This window comes from Microcoleus sp. POL10_C6 (genome assembly GCF_036701585.1).
Classification (GTDB): domain Bacteria; phylum Cyanobacteriota; class Cyanobacteriia; order Cyanobacteriales; family Microcoleaceae; genus Microcoleus.
On record NZ_JAUBRB010000006.1, the window covers coordinates 149,837 to 168,197 of the forward strand.

Annotated in this window: 17 protein-coding genes; 5 read left to right on the top strand and 12 right to left on the bottom strand. The window is 46.6% G+C overall.

All coding sequences use genetic code 11. The annotated features are described in order from the left end of the window. Positions 1 to 14: 14 nt before the first annotated feature. The 8 genes from QUA34_RS05580 to QUA34_RS05615 form a co-directional block, all read right to left on the bottom strand. Complete coding sequence (locus QUA34_RS05580) at positions 15 to 452, bottom strand: Rrf2 family transcriptional regulator (protein WP_333325173.1); 438 nt, start codon at positions 450 to 452, stop codon at positions 15 to 17. A gap of 564 nt (positions 453 to 1,016) precedes the next feature. Beyond that, positions 1,017 to 2,141: a sulfate ABC transporter substrate-binding protein gene (locus QUA34_RS05585; RefSeq protein WP_333384682.1), complete on the bottom strand. Its 1,125-nt coding sequence runs from the start codon at positions 2,139 to 2,141 to the stop codon at positions 1,017 to 1,019. Between the two features lie 380 nt (positions 2,142 to 2,521). Next, positions 2,522 to 3,832, bottom strand: coding sequence for a YeeE/YedE family protein (locus tag QUA34_RS05590; RefSeq protein ID WP_333384685.1), 1,311 nt, complete (start codon positions 3,830 to 3,832; stop codon positions 2,522 to 2,524). 182 nt (positions 3,833 to 4,014) lie between these two features. Beyond that, on the bottom strand, positions 4,015 to 4,971 hold the full coding sequence (locus QUA34_RS05595; RefSeq protein ID WP_333384688.1) for a sulfurtransferase: 957 nt from the start codon (positions 4,969 to 4,971) through the stop codon (positions 4,015 to 4,017). Positions 4,972 to 5,263: 292 nt separating this feature from the next. Continuing rightward, complete coding sequence (locus QUA34_RS05600) at positions 5,264 to 5,848, bottom strand: Crp/Fnr family transcriptional regulator (RefSeq protein ID WP_333083957.1); 585 nt, start codon at positions 5,846 to 5,848, stop codon at positions 5,264 to 5,266. Between the two features lie 87 nt (positions 5,849 to 5,935). Beyond that, complete coding sequence (cysE, locus tag QUA34_RS05605) at positions 5,936 to 6,667, bottom strand: serine O-acetyltransferase (RefSeq protein ID WP_333325183.1); 732 nt, start codon at positions 6,665 to 6,667, stop codon at positions 5,936 to 5,938. A gap of 156 nt (positions 6,668 to 6,823) precedes the next feature. Beyond that, entirely contained in the window at positions 6,824 to 8,767 is a 1,944-nt protein-coding gene (locus tag QUA34_RS05610) for an ATP-binding protein (protein WP_333325186.1), read from the bottom strand. Positions 8,768 to 8,987: 220 nt separating this feature from the next. Further along, the gene (locus QUA34_RS05615; protein WP_333325188.1) at positions 8,988 to 10,019 is read right to left on the bottom strand and encodes a sulfate ABC transporter ATP-binding protein; all 1,032 of its coding nucleotides are present in this window, start codon (positions 10,017 to 10,019) and stop codon (positions 8,988 to 8,990) included. A 521-nt stretch (positions 10,020 to 10,540) separates the two neighbouring features. Between QUA34_RS05615 and gltD the strand changes: the two genes are divergently transcribed. Both gltD and QUA34_RS05625 read left to right on the top strand, forming a co-directional pair. Further along, positions 10,541 to 12,025: a glutamate synthase small subunit gene (gene gltD, locus QUA34_RS05620; protein WP_333253831.1), complete on the top strand. Its 1,485-nt coding sequence runs from the start codon at positions 10,541 to 10,543 to the stop codon at positions 12,023 to 12,025. 290 nt (positions 12,026 to 12,315) lie between these two features. After that, positions 12,316 to 12,696, top strand: coding sequence for a tetratricopeptide repeat protein (locus QUA34_RS05625; protein WP_333384691.1), 381 nt, complete (start codon positions 12,316 to 12,318; stop codon positions 12,694 to 12,696). Positions 12,697 to 12,749: 53 nt separating this feature from the next. Here QUA34_RS05625 and QUA34_RS05630 read toward each other — a convergent pair whose 3' ends face one another. The 4 genes from QUA34_RS05630 to QUA34_RS05645 form a co-directional block, all read right to left on the bottom strand. Continuing rightward, a complete protein-coding gene (locus QUA34_RS05630) occupies positions 12,750 to 13,163 on the bottom strand; it encodes a transcriptional regulator (protein WP_333325193.1) in 414 nt (137 codons plus the stop codon). After that, positions 13,138 to 13,446, bottom strand: coding sequence for a type II toxin-antitoxin system HigB family toxin (locus QUA34_RS05635; protein ID WP_333310847.1), 309 nt, complete (start codon positions 13,444 to 13,446; stop codon positions 13,138 to 13,140). The genes QUA34_RS05630 and QUA34_RS05635 overlap by 26 nt, the downstream gene beginning before the upstream one ends. Before the next feature lie 120 nt (positions 13,447 to 13,566). Beyond that, positions 13,567 to 16,128, bottom strand: coding sequence for a primosomal protein N' (priA, locus tag QUA34_RS05640; RefSeq protein WP_333384695.1), 2,562 nt, complete (start codon positions 16,126 to 16,128; stop codon positions 13,567 to 13,569). Between the two features lie 79 nt (positions 16,129 to 16,207). Beyond that, entirely contained in the window at positions 16,208 to 16,564 is a 357-nt protein-coding gene (locus tag QUA34_RS05645) for a sensor histidine kinase (RefSeq protein WP_445242802.1), read from the bottom strand. 339 nt (positions 16,565 to 16,903) lie between these two features. Here QUA34_RS05645 and QUA34_RS05650 point away from each other — a divergent pair, with 339 nt between their 5' ends. From QUA34_RS05650 to QUA34_RS05660, 3 genes are read left to right on the top strand one after another with little or no spacing between them, the layout of a single operon-like run. After that, the gene (locus tag QUA34_RS05650) at positions 16,904 to 17,173 is read left to right on the top strand and encodes a hypothetical protein (RefSeq protein WP_333325199.1); all 270 of its coding nucleotides are present in this window, start codon (positions 16,904 to 16,906) and stop codon (positions 17,171 to 17,173) included. After that, entirely contained in the window at positions 17,163 to 18,107 is a 945-nt protein-coding gene (locus QUA34_RS05655; protein WP_333325201.1) for a fused MFS/spermidine synthase, read from the top strand. Before QUA34_RS05650 ends, QUA34_RS05655 begins: the two co-directional genes overlap by 11 nt. A 39-nt stretch (positions 18,108 to 18,146) precedes the next feature. Next, a complete protein-coding gene (locus tag QUA34_RS05660; RefSeq protein ID WP_333384698.1) occupies positions 18,147 to 18,317 on the top strand; it encodes a YqaE/Pmp3 family membrane protein in 171 nt (56 codons plus the stop codon). Positions 18,318 to 18,361: the final 44 nt, after the last annotated feature.

Sequence of the window (18,361 nt, forward strand, 5' to 3'; positions counted from 1 at the left end):
TAATTTTTCTCCAATTAAATGTAGTACATGGGATGTGCTTGTTTGCGAACATCCCGCTGTTCGCACAAATCTTGTAATGTGTATTTGCCCAAAACAGCCCAAGATGCCTGTTGAGCTTCCTGCCAGATTTCTAGCACCGCAGTTTTTTCTATTGTTACAGATTCCGAAACTTTTTGGATCTTGCCACTCCCTTCGCCTTCGAGACTCGAAAACACCTCTAGCAAAGTAATCTGCCAAGGCTCTTTCGCCAGCAAATAACCGCCTTTAGCGCCCCGCAGACTCTGGACAATACTTGCACGCCGCAGCACGGCAAGAATTTGGTCTAAATAGCGTTCCGGTATCTCTTGAGAAGCAGTAAGTTCGTTCACTGTTAGGGGCGAATCCTTCGGGTGGTGACTCGCCAATTCCAAGAGCGCTAACAGGGCATATTCTACTCTAGAAGATAGTTCCACATTCCCCACTGGCGATCGAGTTTAAATTGTACATTATATAATAGTACACAATTCCGGTAGGTGTACAGGTGTTAGTATATTTTTATTACAAAAACGGTTGGAGAAATCCCGTGAGCAACGTAAATGTAGGTTTAAGCTGTCGGCACTGTCGGTTTTACGAGCAGCACGGGCACAGGGGCGGAAACTGCCTGATGCTCGGCGTGGGGGTACAGGGTGGGTGGAAAGCTTGCTCCTTCTTGGTTCCACCCTTTGCACCGTCTTGGGAACACCCCGAAGCGGGTAGAGCCCGAAAGTGTCAAATGTTGCAGGGAGCGAGTATTGTAGAGGCAATACCCCCCCCTTAAAGTAACTGCTAAGTAGGTAAGCGGATATATGGTGTGTCATCGTTAAGTTTATTCAGACTCACCTACTTAACCGCAGTCAACAGGTGCGAGATATCGCATCTGTTGACAGTGAGAAGAAAGAAATCAACACAAAGAAAAAAGCAAGTGCGACGATCGCACTTGCTTTTGAACTTATTGACGAGTCGATGAGAAAATTTAATTAACGCAATTTCGCTCCAGATTATCTCCGGCCCAGAGCATTCTCAATTTGATCGAACATCGCATTGTCAGCGAAGAATTTCTGTTGCACCGCATTCCAACCGCCTACATCGGCGACAGTAAACAGTTTGCCAATTCTGGGAAACTTACTGTTAAATTCTCCGGCTACCGTCGAGTTAACAGGTCGAAAACCCGCTTTAGCAAATTCTCGCTGAGCTTCCGGCGTGTAAAGATATTTCACAAAAGCCTCCGCCACCTTAGTAGTTCCGTGTTTGGCTGCGTATTTATCAACTACAGCCACGGGGTTGTCAATGGAAATATTCACTTGGGGGATGATGAAAGGTTCAGCTTCGCCCTGTGTTTTCGCCAAGAGAATTTCGTTTTCGTAGTTGATCAGTACATCGCCTTGGTTTTGTTTGTAGAAGGTATCAGATGCTTCGCGGGCATCTTTGGGAAGCACTGGCACGTTTTTGTAAACCTGGCTGACAAAGGTGCGGGCTGCTTGTTCGTTTCCTCCGTTTCGAGTTACGGAACCCCACAAAGCTAAGAAGTTCCAGCGCGCGACACCAGAGGTTTTGGGATTAGCAGTAATTACTTTGATACCGGGTTTGGCTAAATCGGCCCAGCCTTGGATTTTTTTGGGATTTCCGGCCCGCATTACTAATGCTGCAACTGATTTGCTAACAATTCCGTTATTGGGTACTTCTCGCTCCCAACCCTGTTTAATTAGACCGGCTTCTTGGATGCGCTCGGTATCATAAGCTAAGGCTAAGTGTACGACATCGGCTTCCAAACCGCTAATCACAGCGCGGGTTTGGGAACCTGAACCGCCGTAGCTTTGGCTGATAGTGACATTCTGGTTGTTTTCTCGTTTCCACTTCGCTACAAAGCCGGGAACAATCTTGTCGTAGGCGGATTTGGTAACAGCAAAGGAAACTAAGGTGAGTTCGACATCTTTTGGTTTTGCCTGGCTGATTGCAGGCTGAGGGATTAACCAGCTCAAGCCTAAACCTACTGCAAAAAAGAAAGTAAAAGCTTTGAACAGGGACGATTTTAACAGAGCGGCTGATTTAAGAGAAAAAACTGACCAACCAGTTTTTTTCTTTAATGGCTGCAAGACATTATCTGGGAGATCATGATACCGCATTGATGCTGCTTAGTTCCTCTTATTTCTTCTCAGGTGGATTTAGCGCAAAATTAAGTGTAATGCGCTGGATATAGAGCAAATGCAGCCTGATGAGATTTGCCCGGATAATCTATAAGATTTCGCGGCTGTGGCAATTCTTGTTAATGGCAACAGTGGCAAGATTGAGAGACTGTTTTGCTAGCAGTTGGGCGATCAATCTTTGAGTGCGCTCGCCACCTCTCTCTACTTAATCTAATACATTACACTATTAAATACTTAATGTCTATATGCAAACAGTAGTTTATTGTTTTAGGCGCGCTTGGCGGGAAAACGCGACCTCTGTAGGGACAAAGGCTTTGCCTTTGTCCCTACAGAGGTCGATCGCCTATTCATGTTGGAAATTAATTCTCAAGTCGGAAGAGCGATCGCAATTTAATTCCCGCAACGCTGCCCAACATAGCAGTCGCAATCCACAGCCAACCGTGCAAACTGGTAGAAGCAATACCGCTAAAAAAAGCGCCGACATTGCAGCCAAAAGCCAGCAGCGCTCCGTAACCCATCATGAAACCGCCGCTCAAAACGGCTGTAACTTTGGGTAACGAAAGGTTTGTTTTGACGGTGAATTTGCCAGCCAAAGCCGCCGCTAAAACTGCTCCCAAAACAATGCCAAAATTCATCACGGAAGTAACATCAGCAAAAATGCCTTTTTGCAAGGATTCCAACTTGTCGGGAGTATTCCAAAACGGGTTATTTGCGGGATTCCAGCCGAAAGCAGTAGCAATTTCTGCGGCCCACAAAGTAAACCCCCAAGTCACTCCCCAAGGCCTGCCGTCAATTAACAGTTTTACCCAGTTGAGAAAGGCAAGGGCAAAGGCTCCGGCAGCGAGAGACCAAGGCCCGTAAAGCCATTGATTCTTGATGTGAGATTGAGGCGTTTTAATGATAAAATCTGCTGTTAAGGGTTGCTTGCCATTGGTGCGATTCCACTGCCAGAGGGCGATCGCAATTAACAGAAATACGCTTAGCTGCAAGATGACTGCGGGCATCCATCCCAAAGTTTTTCCTAAAGATATCGGCGGCAGCGAGGGCAAATGCCACAAATGTCTGGTCAAACTTCCTGCAAATGAACCGATGCAAAAAGTCAGCAGCGTTAACAGCATTGACGTGCTGCCGCCGCCAATTGTCCAAAGCGTGCCGCAAGCGCAGCCGCTGCCCAATTGCATTCCAATTCCGAATAGAAAAGCGCCGATCGCATTTTGCCAGCCCACAGGCGCAACAGCCCCGGCTATTTTGTGTCCGAATGCCTCTCCTGATGCAAGTACGGGAGCAAAAAGTACAGTAGCAATTCCTAACATCAGCAAGTGCGCTAAAACACCTGTAATATCGCGATCGGCAAATAATTTGCGGTAAGCAGAAGCAAAGCCAAAACTTGCATGATACAAACTCGCGCCCAGCAAGCCTCCAATCAGAAATAAAACGCTCTGCCGCCAGCCGTAGGCGCTCAAACCGGCCGCACCAGCAGCAAATAGCGTCAGTATCAGAGCTAAAATCGGACGCTGCGATCGGGGCTGTGAAGTTTTTGTCAGCGGTGAAAGAGCAATTTCTGCGGTGTTATTCACAATAAAATACTTGACTCCAAAAACAACTGTAAAGCGAGGCAGAGCCTCCATTTTAGCGCTAAGTTTTTCGCGGCGAAGTATCCGATTTTTCATCGGGTTGTTCGCTAGGAGTGCAAGCAACGGAATTATCTGCTTGTCGGTGCTCAGCTATTGTTGATAAACCCAAGCCAATCGCGCTGATTATTCCGAGCATTGATATCGAGATAATTGCTGTTTTCATTCTACCTATTCGGTCAATTTTTAGCCAAAATTGCTGTTAACTACAGATTTGTTTTCTACACTGCTTGTTCCGGACCAGTTTCTACAGGTAAATTAGTCTGACTGTATTCAGTCCAAGAACCTTCGTAGATTCTGACTTTCGGATAGGTCAGCAAGTGTTTCAAAACTACATATTGCAGCGTTGCTTCCCGCCCCGTACTGCAAGTAACGATGATGTCGCTGTTGCGATCGATCTTTTTAGCTGCCAAAATCTGCTTGATTTCGTCGAGAGACTTCAACTTGTGCGGGTTTTCAGCATCGGTAAAAGTCGGCCAGGGAATGTTGCGAGCGCCGGGAATGTGTCCGTTGCGCGTCCAGATTTTTTCTTCCCCTTGAAATAGTTTTTCCGGTCTGGGATCGATGAATGTGACGCCTGCTTTGCCAATTAAATTTTTGACTTCATCCAGGGCGACACGAATTGATTTGTTGTCGCGCACAGTCAGTGTACCAGCCACGTATTTTGGAAACTCTTTCGTCACAGTTTGAGCTGCTTTGTAACCCGCATAACCTCCGTCGATAACGGCGATATCCGAGTGTCCCAATCGCTCCAATACGTAAGCAACCATTGTCGCGCCTAGAATGTCTCTGCCGTCGGAATAAACTAAGACGCGGCTGTTGTCTTTTACTCCTGCCCGCGACAGTAATTGCCCCAGTTTATCCGGCGTTAGATACTGTACTGGCAAACCGCTGTCCGGCCCGCGCAAGGTGTTGTCGGCGATGTTGACTGCGTTGGGAAGATGCCCGATAAAGTAGTCCATTGGATTGGTGCGGACATCGAGAATTCGCAGGTTTTTGTCGCTGGCGTTTTGGGCAACCCACGCGGGGGAAACGAATTGAATTTTACTTTTTGATTCCGCTGCTTGGGTTGGGAAAAATGGGAACAGAGGAATTGCGATCGCCAGCACCGCTAGGAGGGCAATTAATGCCCCTATTTTGTTTCTTTTAAATCGAGCTTTCAGGGATTGAGTTTTCATTTTCTTTCCTCTTGCATTGTCTCTGTCGAAAAGCACAAAAAGCTCCTCGCTGCTAGAGAGCCTATCGCTCCCTCCAGTAATCACCTTAAATTTGATTGATTTACCGTATATTATAGGTATAGCCGTTGATTGTTGCACAGACAGTCTCAGAAAGTCAATAGTTTTTTTTAGTAGCGAAGGATACAGGAATTTTGGGGCGATTCCCTCCGGAATAGCTTCGCACGCGCGTGCGAATTTGCCCGTGTCAGCAACGGGATCGCGAGCACGCGCGTGCGAGACATTGATTCTACCCTTAGATTTCGTAGTGCCACACCTCGGAAGGTTGCAGAATAATCCGGTGGAGCGGCAGACGATCGATCAAGCCTTGCTGCTCAAAATGACCGAGGGTGCGAGTGACTGTTACGCGACTTGTGCCGATGATTTCTGCAATGTCCTGATGCGTTAAAATCATATCTATCAGATGTCCTTGCTCTACCTCAGAACCAAACCTCTTAGCCAGCCAAGTTAATAGTTGATAGAGCATAAAATCAACTCTTTTGTAACCTCGCATTACCATAAAAGCTTCAGCCTGCTGAATGTGAGTGAGCAAAATATCTCTATTTAGCCAGCGATCGCCAGATAATAGAATTGCCTCGACTTTAGTGAGGCATTCAATTTGAAAAGGATCGCATTTTGATATCGGTTTGCCGATCGTATCACCAGGCCCCCACAATCCCAAGGTGATAATTGTGCCATCTTCAAGCCACGTTACAGTTCGCACTACTCCAGTTTCAATTCGCCACAAAGCATTGCTTCTGTTCGGCAAGTGCGAGCGGCGAGAGAATATATGTCTGCTCGTTTCATCAAATGTTTTAGTGGAAAGAGAAGCAATAGTCATAGCCAGTTACTGAATAAATTAAAGTTAGTTTGTACCAGGGTAGCAGGATAGTCTTGTCGGCCAAAATCTATATAAATTAAAATTTAACTAGATTCCTGCACCGTCTAAAAAATCTGTAATGAATAAATTAGAATACATAAATAATTCATGTTTTTCGGCCTCTTTTTGCTCTAATCCAGTTGGTGTTAGCGGAGATAATTGAGATTTCAAAAAAGCAACCTGCTCTTCTAAATTCTTAATTCTATCGAACAAAGCTCGAATCGCTTGAGCTTCCAAATCCGGTAGACCTTGAGAATTTTGAGCATCTTCCACCTGCTTTTTCCGAGAGATGATGCGGCCGGGGATTCCCACAACTGTGCAATCGCTAGGGACATCCCGCAGCACTACCGAACCCGCACCAATCCGAACATTATTGCCAATTTGAATATTGCCTAAAACTTTAGCACCTGCTCCTACCACTACATTTTCTCCCAGCGTTGGATGCCGTTTTCCTATTTCTTTACCCGTGCCGCCAATGGTCGCTCCTTGATAAATTACAGCATAATCTCCAACGATCGCCGTTTCGCCAATGACCACCCCCATACCGTGGTCGATAAACACCCCCCTACCAATTTTTGCTCCTGGGTGAATCTCAATACCTGTTAAAAAGCGACTCAGTTGGGAAATCAAGCGCGGTATAAACGGCAGGCCAGCCGAATAAAGCCAGTGTGCTATCCGGTGCAAAAAAAGTGCTTGCAGTCCGGGATAGCAAAATAATACTTCCAGCCAGTTACGCGCCGCAGGGTCGCGTTCGTAAATAATTTGCAAGTCACTGAACATATTTACTCTCGCCGTGTTTTGGTTATACAGTATCGGCCGTGCCGACGGTTTAAGCTGCTTAAAGCAGTATTGGTTTTGGCATTATTACATATAATACTGTAATCCGACCAAATTACAGTAGTTAATGAGAAAAAATTTTTTCTTTCACAGCCCCTGCTAAGCTGCCTCCGATATTTTCCGCGAAACAAACGGTAGTGCTTGTCTGACTTCTTGTCGCAGCGGAATCTCGATCGAGAATTCCGTCCCCAATCCCGGTGTCGAATCGCAGCGCAGCGTACCTTTGTGCTTTTCGACGACAATTTTATAGCTGATGGACAGTCCCAATCCTGTCCCTTTTCCGACCGGTTTCGTCGTAAAGAAGGGGTCAAACAGCCGTTCTTTGACATTTTCTGCCATACCGGGGCCGTTGTCAGATATCCGCACAATTATTTTGTCGGGGAGCGAATATTCTGTGGTTATGGCGATCGCGATCGGATTGGCTTTCGGTGCTGTGGGCCCGCGATCGAGGTTGTAACTCTCAAGGGCGTCGATCGCATTAGCCAGAATATTCATAAACACCTGATTTAATTGTCCGGCATAGCACTCTACTAAAGGTAAGTGGCTGTAGTTTTTAACAATCTCGATCGCCGGGCGATCGGCTGTAGCTTTCAGGCGACTTTGCAGAATTAGCAGAGTGCTGTCAATGCCTTCATGGATATTGACAGGTTTCATTTCGCTTTCGTCTAAGCGAGAGAAATTCCGCAAAGATTGAACAATTTGAACAATGCGATCGGCTCCTATTTTCATCGAAGACAACAGTTGGGGCAAATCTTTGTTGAGAAAGTCAAAGTCAATATTTTGTAAATATTCGGAAATTTCCGACTGAGGGTATAAAGAGTGTTTTTGGTAAAGTTTTACCAACTCTAACAAATCGGTAGTATATGCCCTGACGTGGTGGATATTGCCATAAATAAAATTTATAGGATTGTTAACTTCGTGGGCTACACCAGCAACTAATAAACCCAAACTAGACATTTTTTCCTGCTGAATCAGTTGAGCTTGAGTTTGTTGCAACTCTTGCAAAGTTTGCTCTAGTTGTTTAGATTTAGCCGTGCGTTCTGCTGCTATTTTTTCAATTTTTTCGGTATAATTTAACAAACTCATTAGATAAAGTGTCGCCACCAAAGTTAAGATTATCCCCAAAATCAAAACAGTCAAAGAACGCCAAAACTTTAGAGGATTAATGTACTCGGGCGTTAGCCGTAATTGCAGCAACCACCTGCGATTTTCAATATTGAGAATTCGGGTGCAACTGCTGCCGTCCGGGCAGTAAGCTCTTTCCCCAATTTGGATGTTATTTTTAATGTTTTCATCGGTAATTATCCTTTTTGTCTTGGCTTCATAAAAAGCTAGAAATCTTTCGGCTTCAGGAGCCATAGCATCTTGAAGATAAACGTTAACAAAGTTGAGGTTAGTTTCCTGTAAAGCCGATTTGACAATAGCATCAACCAGCAAAACGCCAAAAGTAAAACCTTTCAAAATTTCTGGTGAGCGAGCAGGTAAATTTGGCTGCAATTCTGCGCCATCGTCAGCAGAATTTTGAGTAAAAATTGGCATGAAGACGAAGACGGTGGGTTGATTTTGGGAAGACCATTTTTGGCGATCAGTCGCGGTAATTTCTTGTCTTTTTGTGGCGTTTTCTAACGCTATCCGATTGGCCTTTAAATCTAAACCTAAATCTATTTCATCTGTTAGGAATTCGGGAGAGTCAGAAACACGGGGCAGCCAAGCGATCGCCTTCAGGCTAGGATGGCGGTAGAGGGCAGGCCCAACAAATGTCTTCACTTCTGGTTTTTTAACGCCGTCAAATACGCTGTAAAATGCTCCAGCAGCCCGAATTATTTCTAAATTACCGCTAACATCTCTCTGAATGTCTGTAGCTATTTTGTCCAGGCGGTCTTGCAGTTCGGCTTGCATGGATTTGTATTCCCAATTGTACGCAACTGAAGAGGCGATCGCAGACAGTCCCAATCCTGCACAAAGTGTTAATCCTGCCTGGATGTGGCGGCGATAAGCAAGTAAAGTGCTAGTTGCTAAATTCTTGAATTTGTTAGCAGTCATATTCTTCACCTATCTTGTTTCTAGTTCTCCGTCCCAGGCTCTGCCTGAGATTTCTCGTTTTTCTCGTTCCCAGGCAGAGCCTGGGAATGAATTTCAGGAGGCTCTGTCTCCGATTTAGAGCCACGAGACAGCATTACCAGGCACGAGCCTGGTAACGATGTGAGAGGAGTGTTTTGTAAAAGCTCCCCGATAGTATTTTGAGTAAGATGCCGCCGCTGATTTAAATTGAATAAACAGGGAAAGTCATCGCGTGTTTGGGCTTGACGTAAACCTGCTGATCTCGCGTTAACTGTAGAGAATCGAAGCGCTCGCGACTCACGTAAGCTGTTACTACCTGCTGCGATTCTAACAGTAACTCGGTTTGTATTTCCCGCCCTAAATGAATGATGCGGCTGACTTTTGCTAATGCAAAACCAGACTGCGGCTTAGTTTGAATTTCCACATCGTGGGGGCGCAAAAACACTACTTCAGAATGAGCTGCTCCGTTCTTGTGAGCCGTTGTGCCGTTGCTGGCGAACAAACCCGCAGCATTCGACAGCACATTGACCGGCCCAATAAAACTCATCACAAAAGCTGATGCCGGTTTGTCATAAATTTCAGCAGGAGTGCCAACTTGTTCGACTCTACCTTTGTTCATCACCACAATTTCATCGGCTACTTCCATAGCTTCTTCTTGGTCGTGAGTCACAAAAACTGTGGTGATATTAACTTCTTTGTGAAGGTTGTGCAGCCACGATCGCAATTCTTTGCGGACTTTAGCATCTAATGCTCCAAAAGGTTCGTCTAGCAGCAGCACTTTCGGTTGAACTGCGAGAGCTCTTGCCAAAGCAACCCGCTGCCGCTGCCCGCCGGAAAGTTGCGAAGGATAGCGATCGCCCAAACCTGTCAACTGCACTAAATCCAAAAGTTCATCAACCCGCCTGCGAATAGAGTCTTTAGGAACTTTGCGAATTTCCATCGCAAAAGCAATATTTTTCCGAATACTCATGTGTTTGAACAAAGCATAGTGCTGAAACACAAAACCAATATGCCGTTCCTGCACCGACTGCTGGGTAGCATCCTCCCCGATCAGGTAAATCTGACCGCTATCCGGCGGTTCGAGTCCCGCAATCATCCTCAGCAGAGTCGATTTCCCCGAACCGGAAGGCCCTAAAAGCGCGACTAGAGAGCCGTTTTTTATTTTCAAACTCACGTTGTCAATGGCGTGGAAGGAGCCGAAGTGTTTCGATACGTTCTCAATTGTAATGCTCATGACTTTGTGTACCTATTTTAGGAGTTGACGATATTAACTCCATATATCTGACCGATTTACAGTAGTATATCCTGAAATTAATATTTGGCAAGGCCTGTAACTTTTTGTATTGTATTTCGAGCTCTGCTGATGGGGACGGCACTGGAAAGTTGACGCTGGCGGGTCGTCCGAGTTAACCCGCGAGGGTTTCCAGATGTGGGATTATCGGTAAATGCGATCGTCGGAGAATAAGCCAATGCTGAAATTACGTAGAAACCGGGTTTGATGGACGAAAATACTGCCTCATAACCTTTAAAACCTTTAATCCCCGTAAAAAACCCGGTTTCTTTGCTGTCGATCTATCTATATTTTACCGCTGCCGACAATTCCCCGACTCCCGGCGATATTAAAGATTTCATGTACAAATTGCTCAATCAGAGGTGCGATCGCACACAATTTAGATCACAATAGTTAATTCAGAAGCGCGCCAGCTTCACCTTTGACAAACTACCAGAATAGTAAATTCTAACCAGAACACCACTATGGGAAAACCAACCGGCTTTATCGAATTCTTGCGCGAATTGCCCTCCGAACTCTCACCAGTCGAGAGAGTCCACAACTGGGACGAATTTCACCTGCCGATGGAAGAGGACAAACTCCGCACCCAAGGCGCGCGCTGCATGGATTGCGGCATTCCGTTTTGCCACACGGGCACAATTATCAGCGGCATGGCAAGCGGCTGCCCGATTAACAACCTCATCCCCGAATGGAACGACCTCGTATATCGCGGACTGTGGAAAGAAGCCCTAGACAGACTCCACAAAACTAACAACTTCCCTGAATTCACCGGCAGAGTCTGTCCCGCACCCTGCGAAGGCGCTTGCGTGCTCGGCATCAACAACCCGCCAGTCACGATTAAAAACATCGAAGCCGCAATTATCGATAAAGGCTGGGATGAAGGCTGGATTACCGCCGAACCACCCGCCAAACGCACCGGCAAAAAAATCGCCGTCATCGGTTCCGGGCCCGCAGGTTTGTCCGCCGCCGCGCAACTCAACAAAGCCGGTCATTGGGTAACAGTATACGAAAGAGCCGATCGACCAGGCGGCCTGCTAATGTATGGCATCCCCAACATGAAGCTAGACAAAGAACAAGTCGTAATGCGCCGCCTGAAAGTCCTCGAAGACGAAGGCGTGACATTCGTCTGCAACACCGAAGTCGGCAAAGACTTGCCAGCGGAACAACTGCTAAAAGAATACGACTCCGTTGTGCTCTGTACCGGCGCCACCAAACCCCGCGACTTGGGCATCCCCGGCCGGGAATTAAAAGGCATCCACTTCGCAATGGACTTCCTGACTGCGAACACCAAAGCAGTTTTAGACAAGAGCACCAACGATAACTTCATCTCCGCCGAAGGCAAAGATATCGTGATTATCGGCGGCGGCGACACCGGCACCGACTGCGTGGGCACCTCCATCCGCCACGGCTGCAAAAGCCTGGTACAGCTTGAAATCCTGCCCAAACCTCCTTCAGAACGCGCCGCCAACAATCCCTGGCCCGAATGGCCGAAAGTCTACCGCCTCGACTACGGCCAAGAAGAAGCAGCAGCCAAATTCGGCGACGACCCCCGTGGCTATCTCACCACGGCGACCAAGTTCGAGGGCGACGAAAACGGCAATGTCAAAGCCGTGCACACCGTTGAGGTGGAGTGGGCGAAAAACGAGAAAGGGCAGTTTATTCCGAATCACATCCCGGGCACGGAAAAAGTTTTGCCGGCACAGCTTGTCTTGCTAGCGATGGGCTTCCTCGGCCCCGAACAGCCCTTGCTGGATGCGCTGGGATTGGAACGCGACGCGCGCAGCAATGTGAAAGCCGAGCACGAAAAATATACAACCAGCATTCCGGGAGTTTTCGCGGCTGGTGACTGTCGCCGGGGACAAAGTTTGGTGGTTTGGGCGATTAACGAAGGGCGCGGCGTGGCCCGGGAGTGCGACCTTTATCTGATGGGGAGCACTGATTTGCCTTAAGACTTGACCTGTGAAATGCCGTAGGGACACGGCTGCCGTGTCCTTGACTTGTGAAATGATGTGTCCTTGGCCTGTGAAGTATGTGTCCTTGACTTGTGAAATTAACGCGCTTGTTGACAAGATAAAGGACACGGCAGTGCCGTTTCCCTATCTTGATTTGACGGATAGAGGACACGGCAGTGTTGTTTCCCTACCTTGAATGGACTGAAAACCGCTATTTTATCCATTGGTTTGTAGACTTCCTTCCCTGCGGGTTTAACGCGATTGTTGACAAGATAAAGAACCCGGTAGTGCCGTTTATCTACCTTGACTCGACTGAAAACCGCTATTTTACCGATTTGGGCGATCGCTCTGGTAGGGCAAGTAGTTGGGGAGTATGGGGAGATATCGAGGGAAATCGCGGCAATTGGGATGAATTAGAAGTTGAGACAGATGTGGGCGATCGCTCTGGTATGGCAGCTTCGATCAATTGTTTGGGAGAAAATGAACTCGGTAGAGGCAATCTAGATGCAGCAGAACCGCTTTTACAAGAAGCTTTAGCGAAATTACAAGAACTGGGAGAATCTGCAAAAATTGCCGAGGCTAACTACGGTTTAGCACAACTTGAACGCAAACCTAACAACCCAGAACTTGCCCAACAACATTACAATAGTGCCCATCAAATATTTTAACAATTGGGAACCGCCAAAGACTTAGAAAGAATCGAGCGAGAGTGGGAATCCGATTAATTTTCATCAAGAAATGCCGCAGGCGATAGGTGGAAAAACTCAGCTAATTTCTGAATTTGACTCACCGTCAGTTCTCTGTTACCATTCAACACCTCAGCCACCCGAGACTCAGTAGCAAAAATATCAACCAAGTCTTTTTCTGAAACCTCAGCTTCCACCATCAAAGCCTTCAGCAATTTAATCCCTTTCAGCACAGGCATTGGCTCATGTTTTTGTTCGTAATCATAGACAAGAATACCCAGCACATTTAAGTAATCTCGGTCATCTTGCGTCAGTTTTCGGCGATCCAAAATATAATTAATCCGATTTTGGGTAGCAATTAACTCAGCTTCACAACTAATCGGGCGCGGGGGAAAAGCTACGATTAGCTCAATGTAATCGCTACTAGGAGTTTTCAAACCAATCGTCATTTTTCCAATTCTCCTTGTCGTATTCTGAATGAATTAATACACTGCGGACGAATACTATTTGGTATTCATAATCAATAAAACAGATTAGTCGGTAATTATTGCCACCAATATTAAAGACTGTAAAATTACCTACTAAGTCAGCGGAGGGAAAGACTTGGCGTACCTCGACAAAATTTTGCCATTCAGCCTCAGAAGTACGCTGATACCATATTAATAAACTTGGTTCAGCATTGGGGTGTTTTTCCCAAAATTCTCTCAGTGGTTTTCGGCTGATGACACGCATTAGATAATTATTTTATTCCTTGCTTGATAAGTATCATAGCTTTTAAGGTGCGTCAGCTTGGAGGTTTTAGATTATGGATACAATTGTCGAAGCTGACACACCCTACGATTACACCACCAATCAACCAAAATTCAACGGATCGACATCAATAGTTAAACTAACAGAACGCGGCGTGCGATCGCGCAATCCGATCAAATCCGACAAATCCACCGACTCATCCAAAGGCAACTTCAGCAAAATCTGCCACCGATAGCGATTTGCCACCCGCATAATCGCCGCCGGTGCAGGCCCCAACAACTCACATCCCGGTACAGACAATCGCTGAATATACTCGTGACAAACAGACGCTAATTGTACGGCCGTCACCGCCACTTCCGCCGCATCTACACTGCTCAATCGCAACAAAATCAGCCGCCCCGAAGGTGGATAATTCAGCGCCGCTCTTTCTGCTAATTCTGTTTCCACAAAATCTGCATATTCGTGCCGCCTAACTGCTTGAATTACCCGATGTTCGGGAGTGTAAGTTTGAATAATTACCCGCCCCGGATCGTCACCTCTGCCTGCACGGCCGGCGACTTGAGTTAATGTTTGAAAAGCTCGTTCGCTGGCCCGATAGTCAGATAAGTTCAGCAACCCATCAGCAGACACAACTCCCACCAATGTGACTCCCGCTAAATCTAACCCTTTCGTCAGCATTTGCGTACCCAACAAAATATCAGCTTCCCCATTAGCAAATTGCGTTAACAATCTGCGGTGATCGCCCTTATTTCTAGTTGTATCGCTGTCAAATCGAATTGCCCGCAATTCGGGAAATAATCTCGTTAATTCCTGTTCGACTCGCTGAGTGCCACTACCAAAGTTTTTGAAGTAAGGAGAACGGCATTCGGGGCAGTTTTGGGGGTGTCGTTCCGTGTGGTTGCAGTAGTGACAGCGCAATATTTCTGCTGTTGCTTCGCCTACGTGGTGATAAGACAGGGAAACATCGCAATTCGGGCATTCCATCACATAGCCGCAACTCCGGCAAGACACAAAGGTACTGTGTCCTCTTCTGTGAATAAACAGGATACCTTGCTGTTGTCTGGCTTGCAATTGTTCCAGGGCATTTTGCAGGGAAGCACTAAAAATTGAGCGATTCCCTTGTCGCAATTCTTGGCGCATATCGACTATTTCCACAGGCGGCATCGGACGGGAATAAATGCGATCGGGCAATGATAAATAATGGATATTTGGTAACGAGTAATAATCTCGGCGCGTCCCCACCCAAGTCTCTAATGCTGGCGTTGCAGAACCTAAAATTAAGGGACAATTTTCTAATTCGGCGCGCCATTTGGCAACGGTGCGGGTGTGGTAGCAGGGGGCTGGTTGGTCTTGTTTGAAGCTGCTGTCGTGTTCTTCATCGAGGATAATTAAGCCGAGGTGAGGTAAAGGTGCGAAAATGGCCGATCGCGTGCCAATGACAATTTGCGGGGTTCCAGTCAGCATCTGACGCCATGTATCGTAACGTTCGCCGTCGGATAGGGCGCTGTGGTAGACGCAAATTTGCTCGCCAAAACGGGCGCGGAATCTGTCTGTAAGTTGCGGTGTAAGGCCTATTTCGGGAACGAGTACAAGGGCGGATTTGCCGCTGGCTAAGATTGGGGCGATCGCCTGCAAATACACTTCAGTTTTCCCGGAACCTGTAACGCCGTGCAGCAGCACTTGACGGAATCCCGAAAAAGAGTTAATAAACGCTAAGGCTTGAGCTTGAAAATGAGTTAAAGTTTTGGGTGCATCGGGCAATTGAGAAATTCCGCGATCGCCTCTGAGAACTTCCCTTTGGTCAATTACAACGCTACCTTTTTGCTCCAAAGCTTTGACAACCGAAGAACTCGCGCTGCAAATTCTCAACAAATCATTCAGCCACATTTCACCGCCACCGCGCCGCAAAACTTCCAATACTTCTTGTTGTCGCTTGGTTAAATCTGTGACAAATGCATTAGCAATTAATGTCACTGCCGGTTTGAGTTGTGGTTTGGGAGGATTGGGCGGTTCTAAATAACTTTCTACCCAACCGCGTTTCAATAAATCTTTCAATCCCCGATAACTTCCCTTCACTTGGCGCTGGAGGTATTGCCAAGTGTAATCGCCGTTTTTTTGAGCTTGCAGCAATTGCAAGATTTGACTAGCGGCGGGATTGAGAAATGTTTCGGCATTCGGAGAAATTGCCTCCTTAATTAAGCGAATTCGGCGCACAGAACGGCTTAACAAACCGGGCGGCAGCGAGGTTCTAATTACTTGAATTAATGGTGTACAATAATAGGTGGCAGTGCGATCGAGCAATTCCCAGTAAGTCGGTGGGAAAAAACCAGCACTGACAACATCTTCGACCTCTTTAACCCTTGTGGGATCTAAGTCGGGCGGCAGTTGAGAAATGAACCGAATCGCGATCGCGCCTACCTGTTGACTGCCAAAGGGTACACTCAAGATATCCCCTGGTTGCACGGTAAGTTCCGCAGGTAAACGATAGGTAAATAACTTATTTTCCTCCCCAGGAGAGTCCCCCGCAACCCTGAAAGGAGAGTCCACCAATACCTCGATCCACTCTGCTTGCACGGTGGGGCGCTGTGGCGGTTCGCTGCTGCCGTAGGATGCCCCGGCCTCTGCCGCTATAGGGGTTGACAAACCAAAAGTGACAGTAGACATAGGGTTGCACATCAAACTAGGAGGAGCCGCGGTCAAAGGGAGTTTTCATTATCCCTCAGTTTAGCTCGATCGATCGATCTTAGCTGCGGGATTTGGCGATCGGAATCTCGATCGCCAATTCAGTCCCTTCTCCAATTGCGGAGATACACTCCAACCTCCCGCCGTGTTTGTCCACAATAATTTGATAGCTAATTGACAGTCCCAAACCCGTCCCGTGACCAACTGGTTTGGTGGTAAAAAACGGATCGAAAATTTTCGATTTGACAGCTTCATTCATCCCGATACCATTATCTTTGATGCTGATTATTGCCCAATTTTCGCAAATAATAGAAGTAGTAATAATCATCATCTGGATAGGGTTGGCTTCTATCTCGTTCAGTGAAGACTTTTGCTCTCGCTCCCGCAGGGCATCAACAGCATTATTAATTATGTTCATAAACACCTGATTTAATTGCCCAGCATAACACTCTACCTGGGGCAAAAAACCATAATTTTTAATGAATTTTATAGCGGAACTACCGTTTTTTTTAGTTAAGTATTAAGATTTCATTTGTATTGGTGGATTGAAAAATTCTATCTAAGATACATTCAAAATGTCAAGTTATTAATAACAAATCTGGTTAAAACCGCTCGCTACTTTTATTCCATGCTCTCGCATTGGCGGGGTTTTTATCGGATTATTGATAAATAAGCAGGCCGATCGCAAACTTATAATGGTCGGCCCAGCGCGAAAAATTGCCCGATTCAGACAACCTTTGTACAAAACCCGCCGGCAATGCAAAGCGGAAATATTAAATGTGAGTGCGATCGACCGGGGGCGATGGGAAAAGTGCGATCGACTTGGCGCGCGATCGCCCACAAGCAATCTCAAGTACCAAGCCACTTGCGAGTTCCCAGAACGCAATCACACTATACCATTCCTCCGAAATCTCACTTTAATGTGTCGATCGTACTCACACACCCGCACCATTTTGTGTTAAGAACTACTACTTGTGACAACATCGACACAGCAGTTTATATTTGGAGAGTAATTGATGTCAGGTAGCGAAGTTCGTGCAGACTTTTGGATGAGCGAGTACATTACCCCCTGGGATATTTACGTTCACGGCGTCATCGCGGTGCTTGCTTACAAGAAAACAGCCTATCAAGAAATGTACGTAGTTCAGACCGGTACTTACGGCAAAGGCTTAGTTTTGGACGGTAAGTGGCAATCTTGTACAGGCGACGAGTTTCTGTACCACGAACCCTTGGTACACCCAGCCATGATTTGTCACGGTAGCCCCAAAAAAGTTCTCGTTCTCGGCGGCGGAGAAGGAGCTACAATTAGAGAAGTGCTGCGCTGGAAAACAGTTGAAAAAGTCGTGATGATCGACATTGACGGCGAAGTAGTAGAAGCTTGCCGCGAACACCTCCCAGAAATGCACCAAAACGCCTTTGACGACCCCCGCTGCGAAGTAGTAATCGGCGATGCTTTGGACTATTTAGATAAAACTGACAATGATTGGGATATTGTCATTTCTGACTTGTCCGATCCAATTGAAGAAGGCCCATCTTTCCAGTTGTTTACCAAGGAGTATTTTGAGAAAGTTCGCAGCGTAATGTCGCCTAACGGCTATTTCGTAGTGCAAGCGGGCCCCGTTTCTCCGGCAGAAATGAAAATGCACGCTCGCATCGTAAATACCCTGAAATCTGTTTTCTCCAATGTTCAATCCTGCACCAGCTTTATTTCTACTTACGGAGCTCCTTGGGGTTTCGCCATAGCTTCTAATCAAGAAATAAATACGCGGCCCGAACCCACAGTTACTGACAAATTACTCGCCGAGAAAACAACTGGCGGGTTGCGGATGTTCGACGGAATTACACTATTGGGGTTGATGCAGCTTCCCGGTCACTTGCGGCAGGTAATCGCCGCTGAAACCGAAGTTTACACTATGGCAGCACCGCCTAAGTTTTTCGGGAAAGGTTCGGTTGGTCAGTGAAGTTAAATTGGAAGAGAAAACTCGTTTGGAGTAACTGAGATGAGCAATTTAATTCGCATACTCGCTGCAATTTTTGTTCCCCCTCTGGGCGTATTTATGACTGTCGGCATCGGCCGAGATTTTTGGATTAACCTGGTTCTAAGCTGTTTTTTCTTGTTTCCGGGTACAATCCACGCTGTTTGGGTGATTGCTAAGCACGATCGCGGTTAACTTGAAAGCAAATCCGGTTTTGGGATAATAAACAGGCAAGAGAA

Coding starts and splice junctions, on each gene's coding strand:
- QUA34_RS05585 (WP_333384682.1), bottom strand. CDS start 2,141: ATGCGGTATCATGATCTCCCAGATAATGTCTTGCAGCCATTAAAGAAA.
- QUA34_RS05590 (WP_333384685.1), bottom strand. CDS start 3,832: ATGAAAAATCGGATACTTCGCCGCGAAAAACTTAGCGCTAAAATGGAG.
- QUA34_RS05595 (WP_333384688.1), bottom strand. CDS start 4,971: ATGAAAACTCAATCCCTGAAAGCTCGATTTAAAAGAAACAAAATAGGG.
- QUA34_RS05600 (WP_333083957.1), bottom strand. CDS start 5,848: ATGACTATTGCTTCTCTTTCCACTAAAACATTTGATGAAACGAGCAGA.
- cysE (WP_333325183.1), bottom strand. CDS start 6,667: ATGTTCAGTGACTTGCAAATTATTTACGAACGCGACCCTGCGGCGCGT.
- QUA34_RS05610 (WP_333325186.1), bottom strand. CDS start 8,767: ATGACTGCTAACAAATTCAAGAATTTAGCAACTAGCACTTTACTTGCT.
- QUA34_RS05615 (WP_333325188.1), bottom strand. CDS start 10,019: ATGAGCATTACAATTGAGAACGTATCGAAACACTTCGGCTCCTTCCAC.
- gltD (WP_333253831.1), top strand. CDS start 10,541: ATGGGAAAACCAACCGGCTTTATCGAATTCTTGCGCGAATTGCCCTCC.
- QUA34_RS05630 (WP_333325193.1), bottom strand. CDS start 13,163: ATGACGATTGGTTTGAAAACTCCTAGTAGCGATTACATTGAGCTAATC.
- QUA34_RS05635 (WP_333310847.1), bottom strand. CDS start 13,446: ATGCGTGTCATCAGCCGAAAACCACTGAGAGAATTTTGGGAAAAACAC.
- priA (WP_333384695.1), bottom strand. CDS start 16,128: ATGTCTACTGTCACTTTTGGTTTGTCAACCCCTATAGCGGCAGAGGCC.
- QUA34_RS05645 (WP_445242802.1), bottom strand. CDS start 16,564: ATGAACATAATTAATAATGCTGTTGATGCCCTGCGGGAGCGAGAGCAA.
- QUA34_RS05650 (WP_333325199.1), top strand. CDS start 16,904: ATGCAAAGCGGAAATATTAAATGTGAGTGCGATCGACCGGGGGCGATG.
- QUA34_RS05655 (WP_333325201.1), top strand. CDS start 17,163: ATGTCAGGTAGCGAAGTTCGTGCAGACTTTTGGATGAGCGAGTACATT.
- QUA34_RS05660 (WP_333384698.1), top strand. CDS start 18,147: ATGAGCAATTTAATTCGCATACTCGCTGCAATTTTTGTTCCCCCTCTG.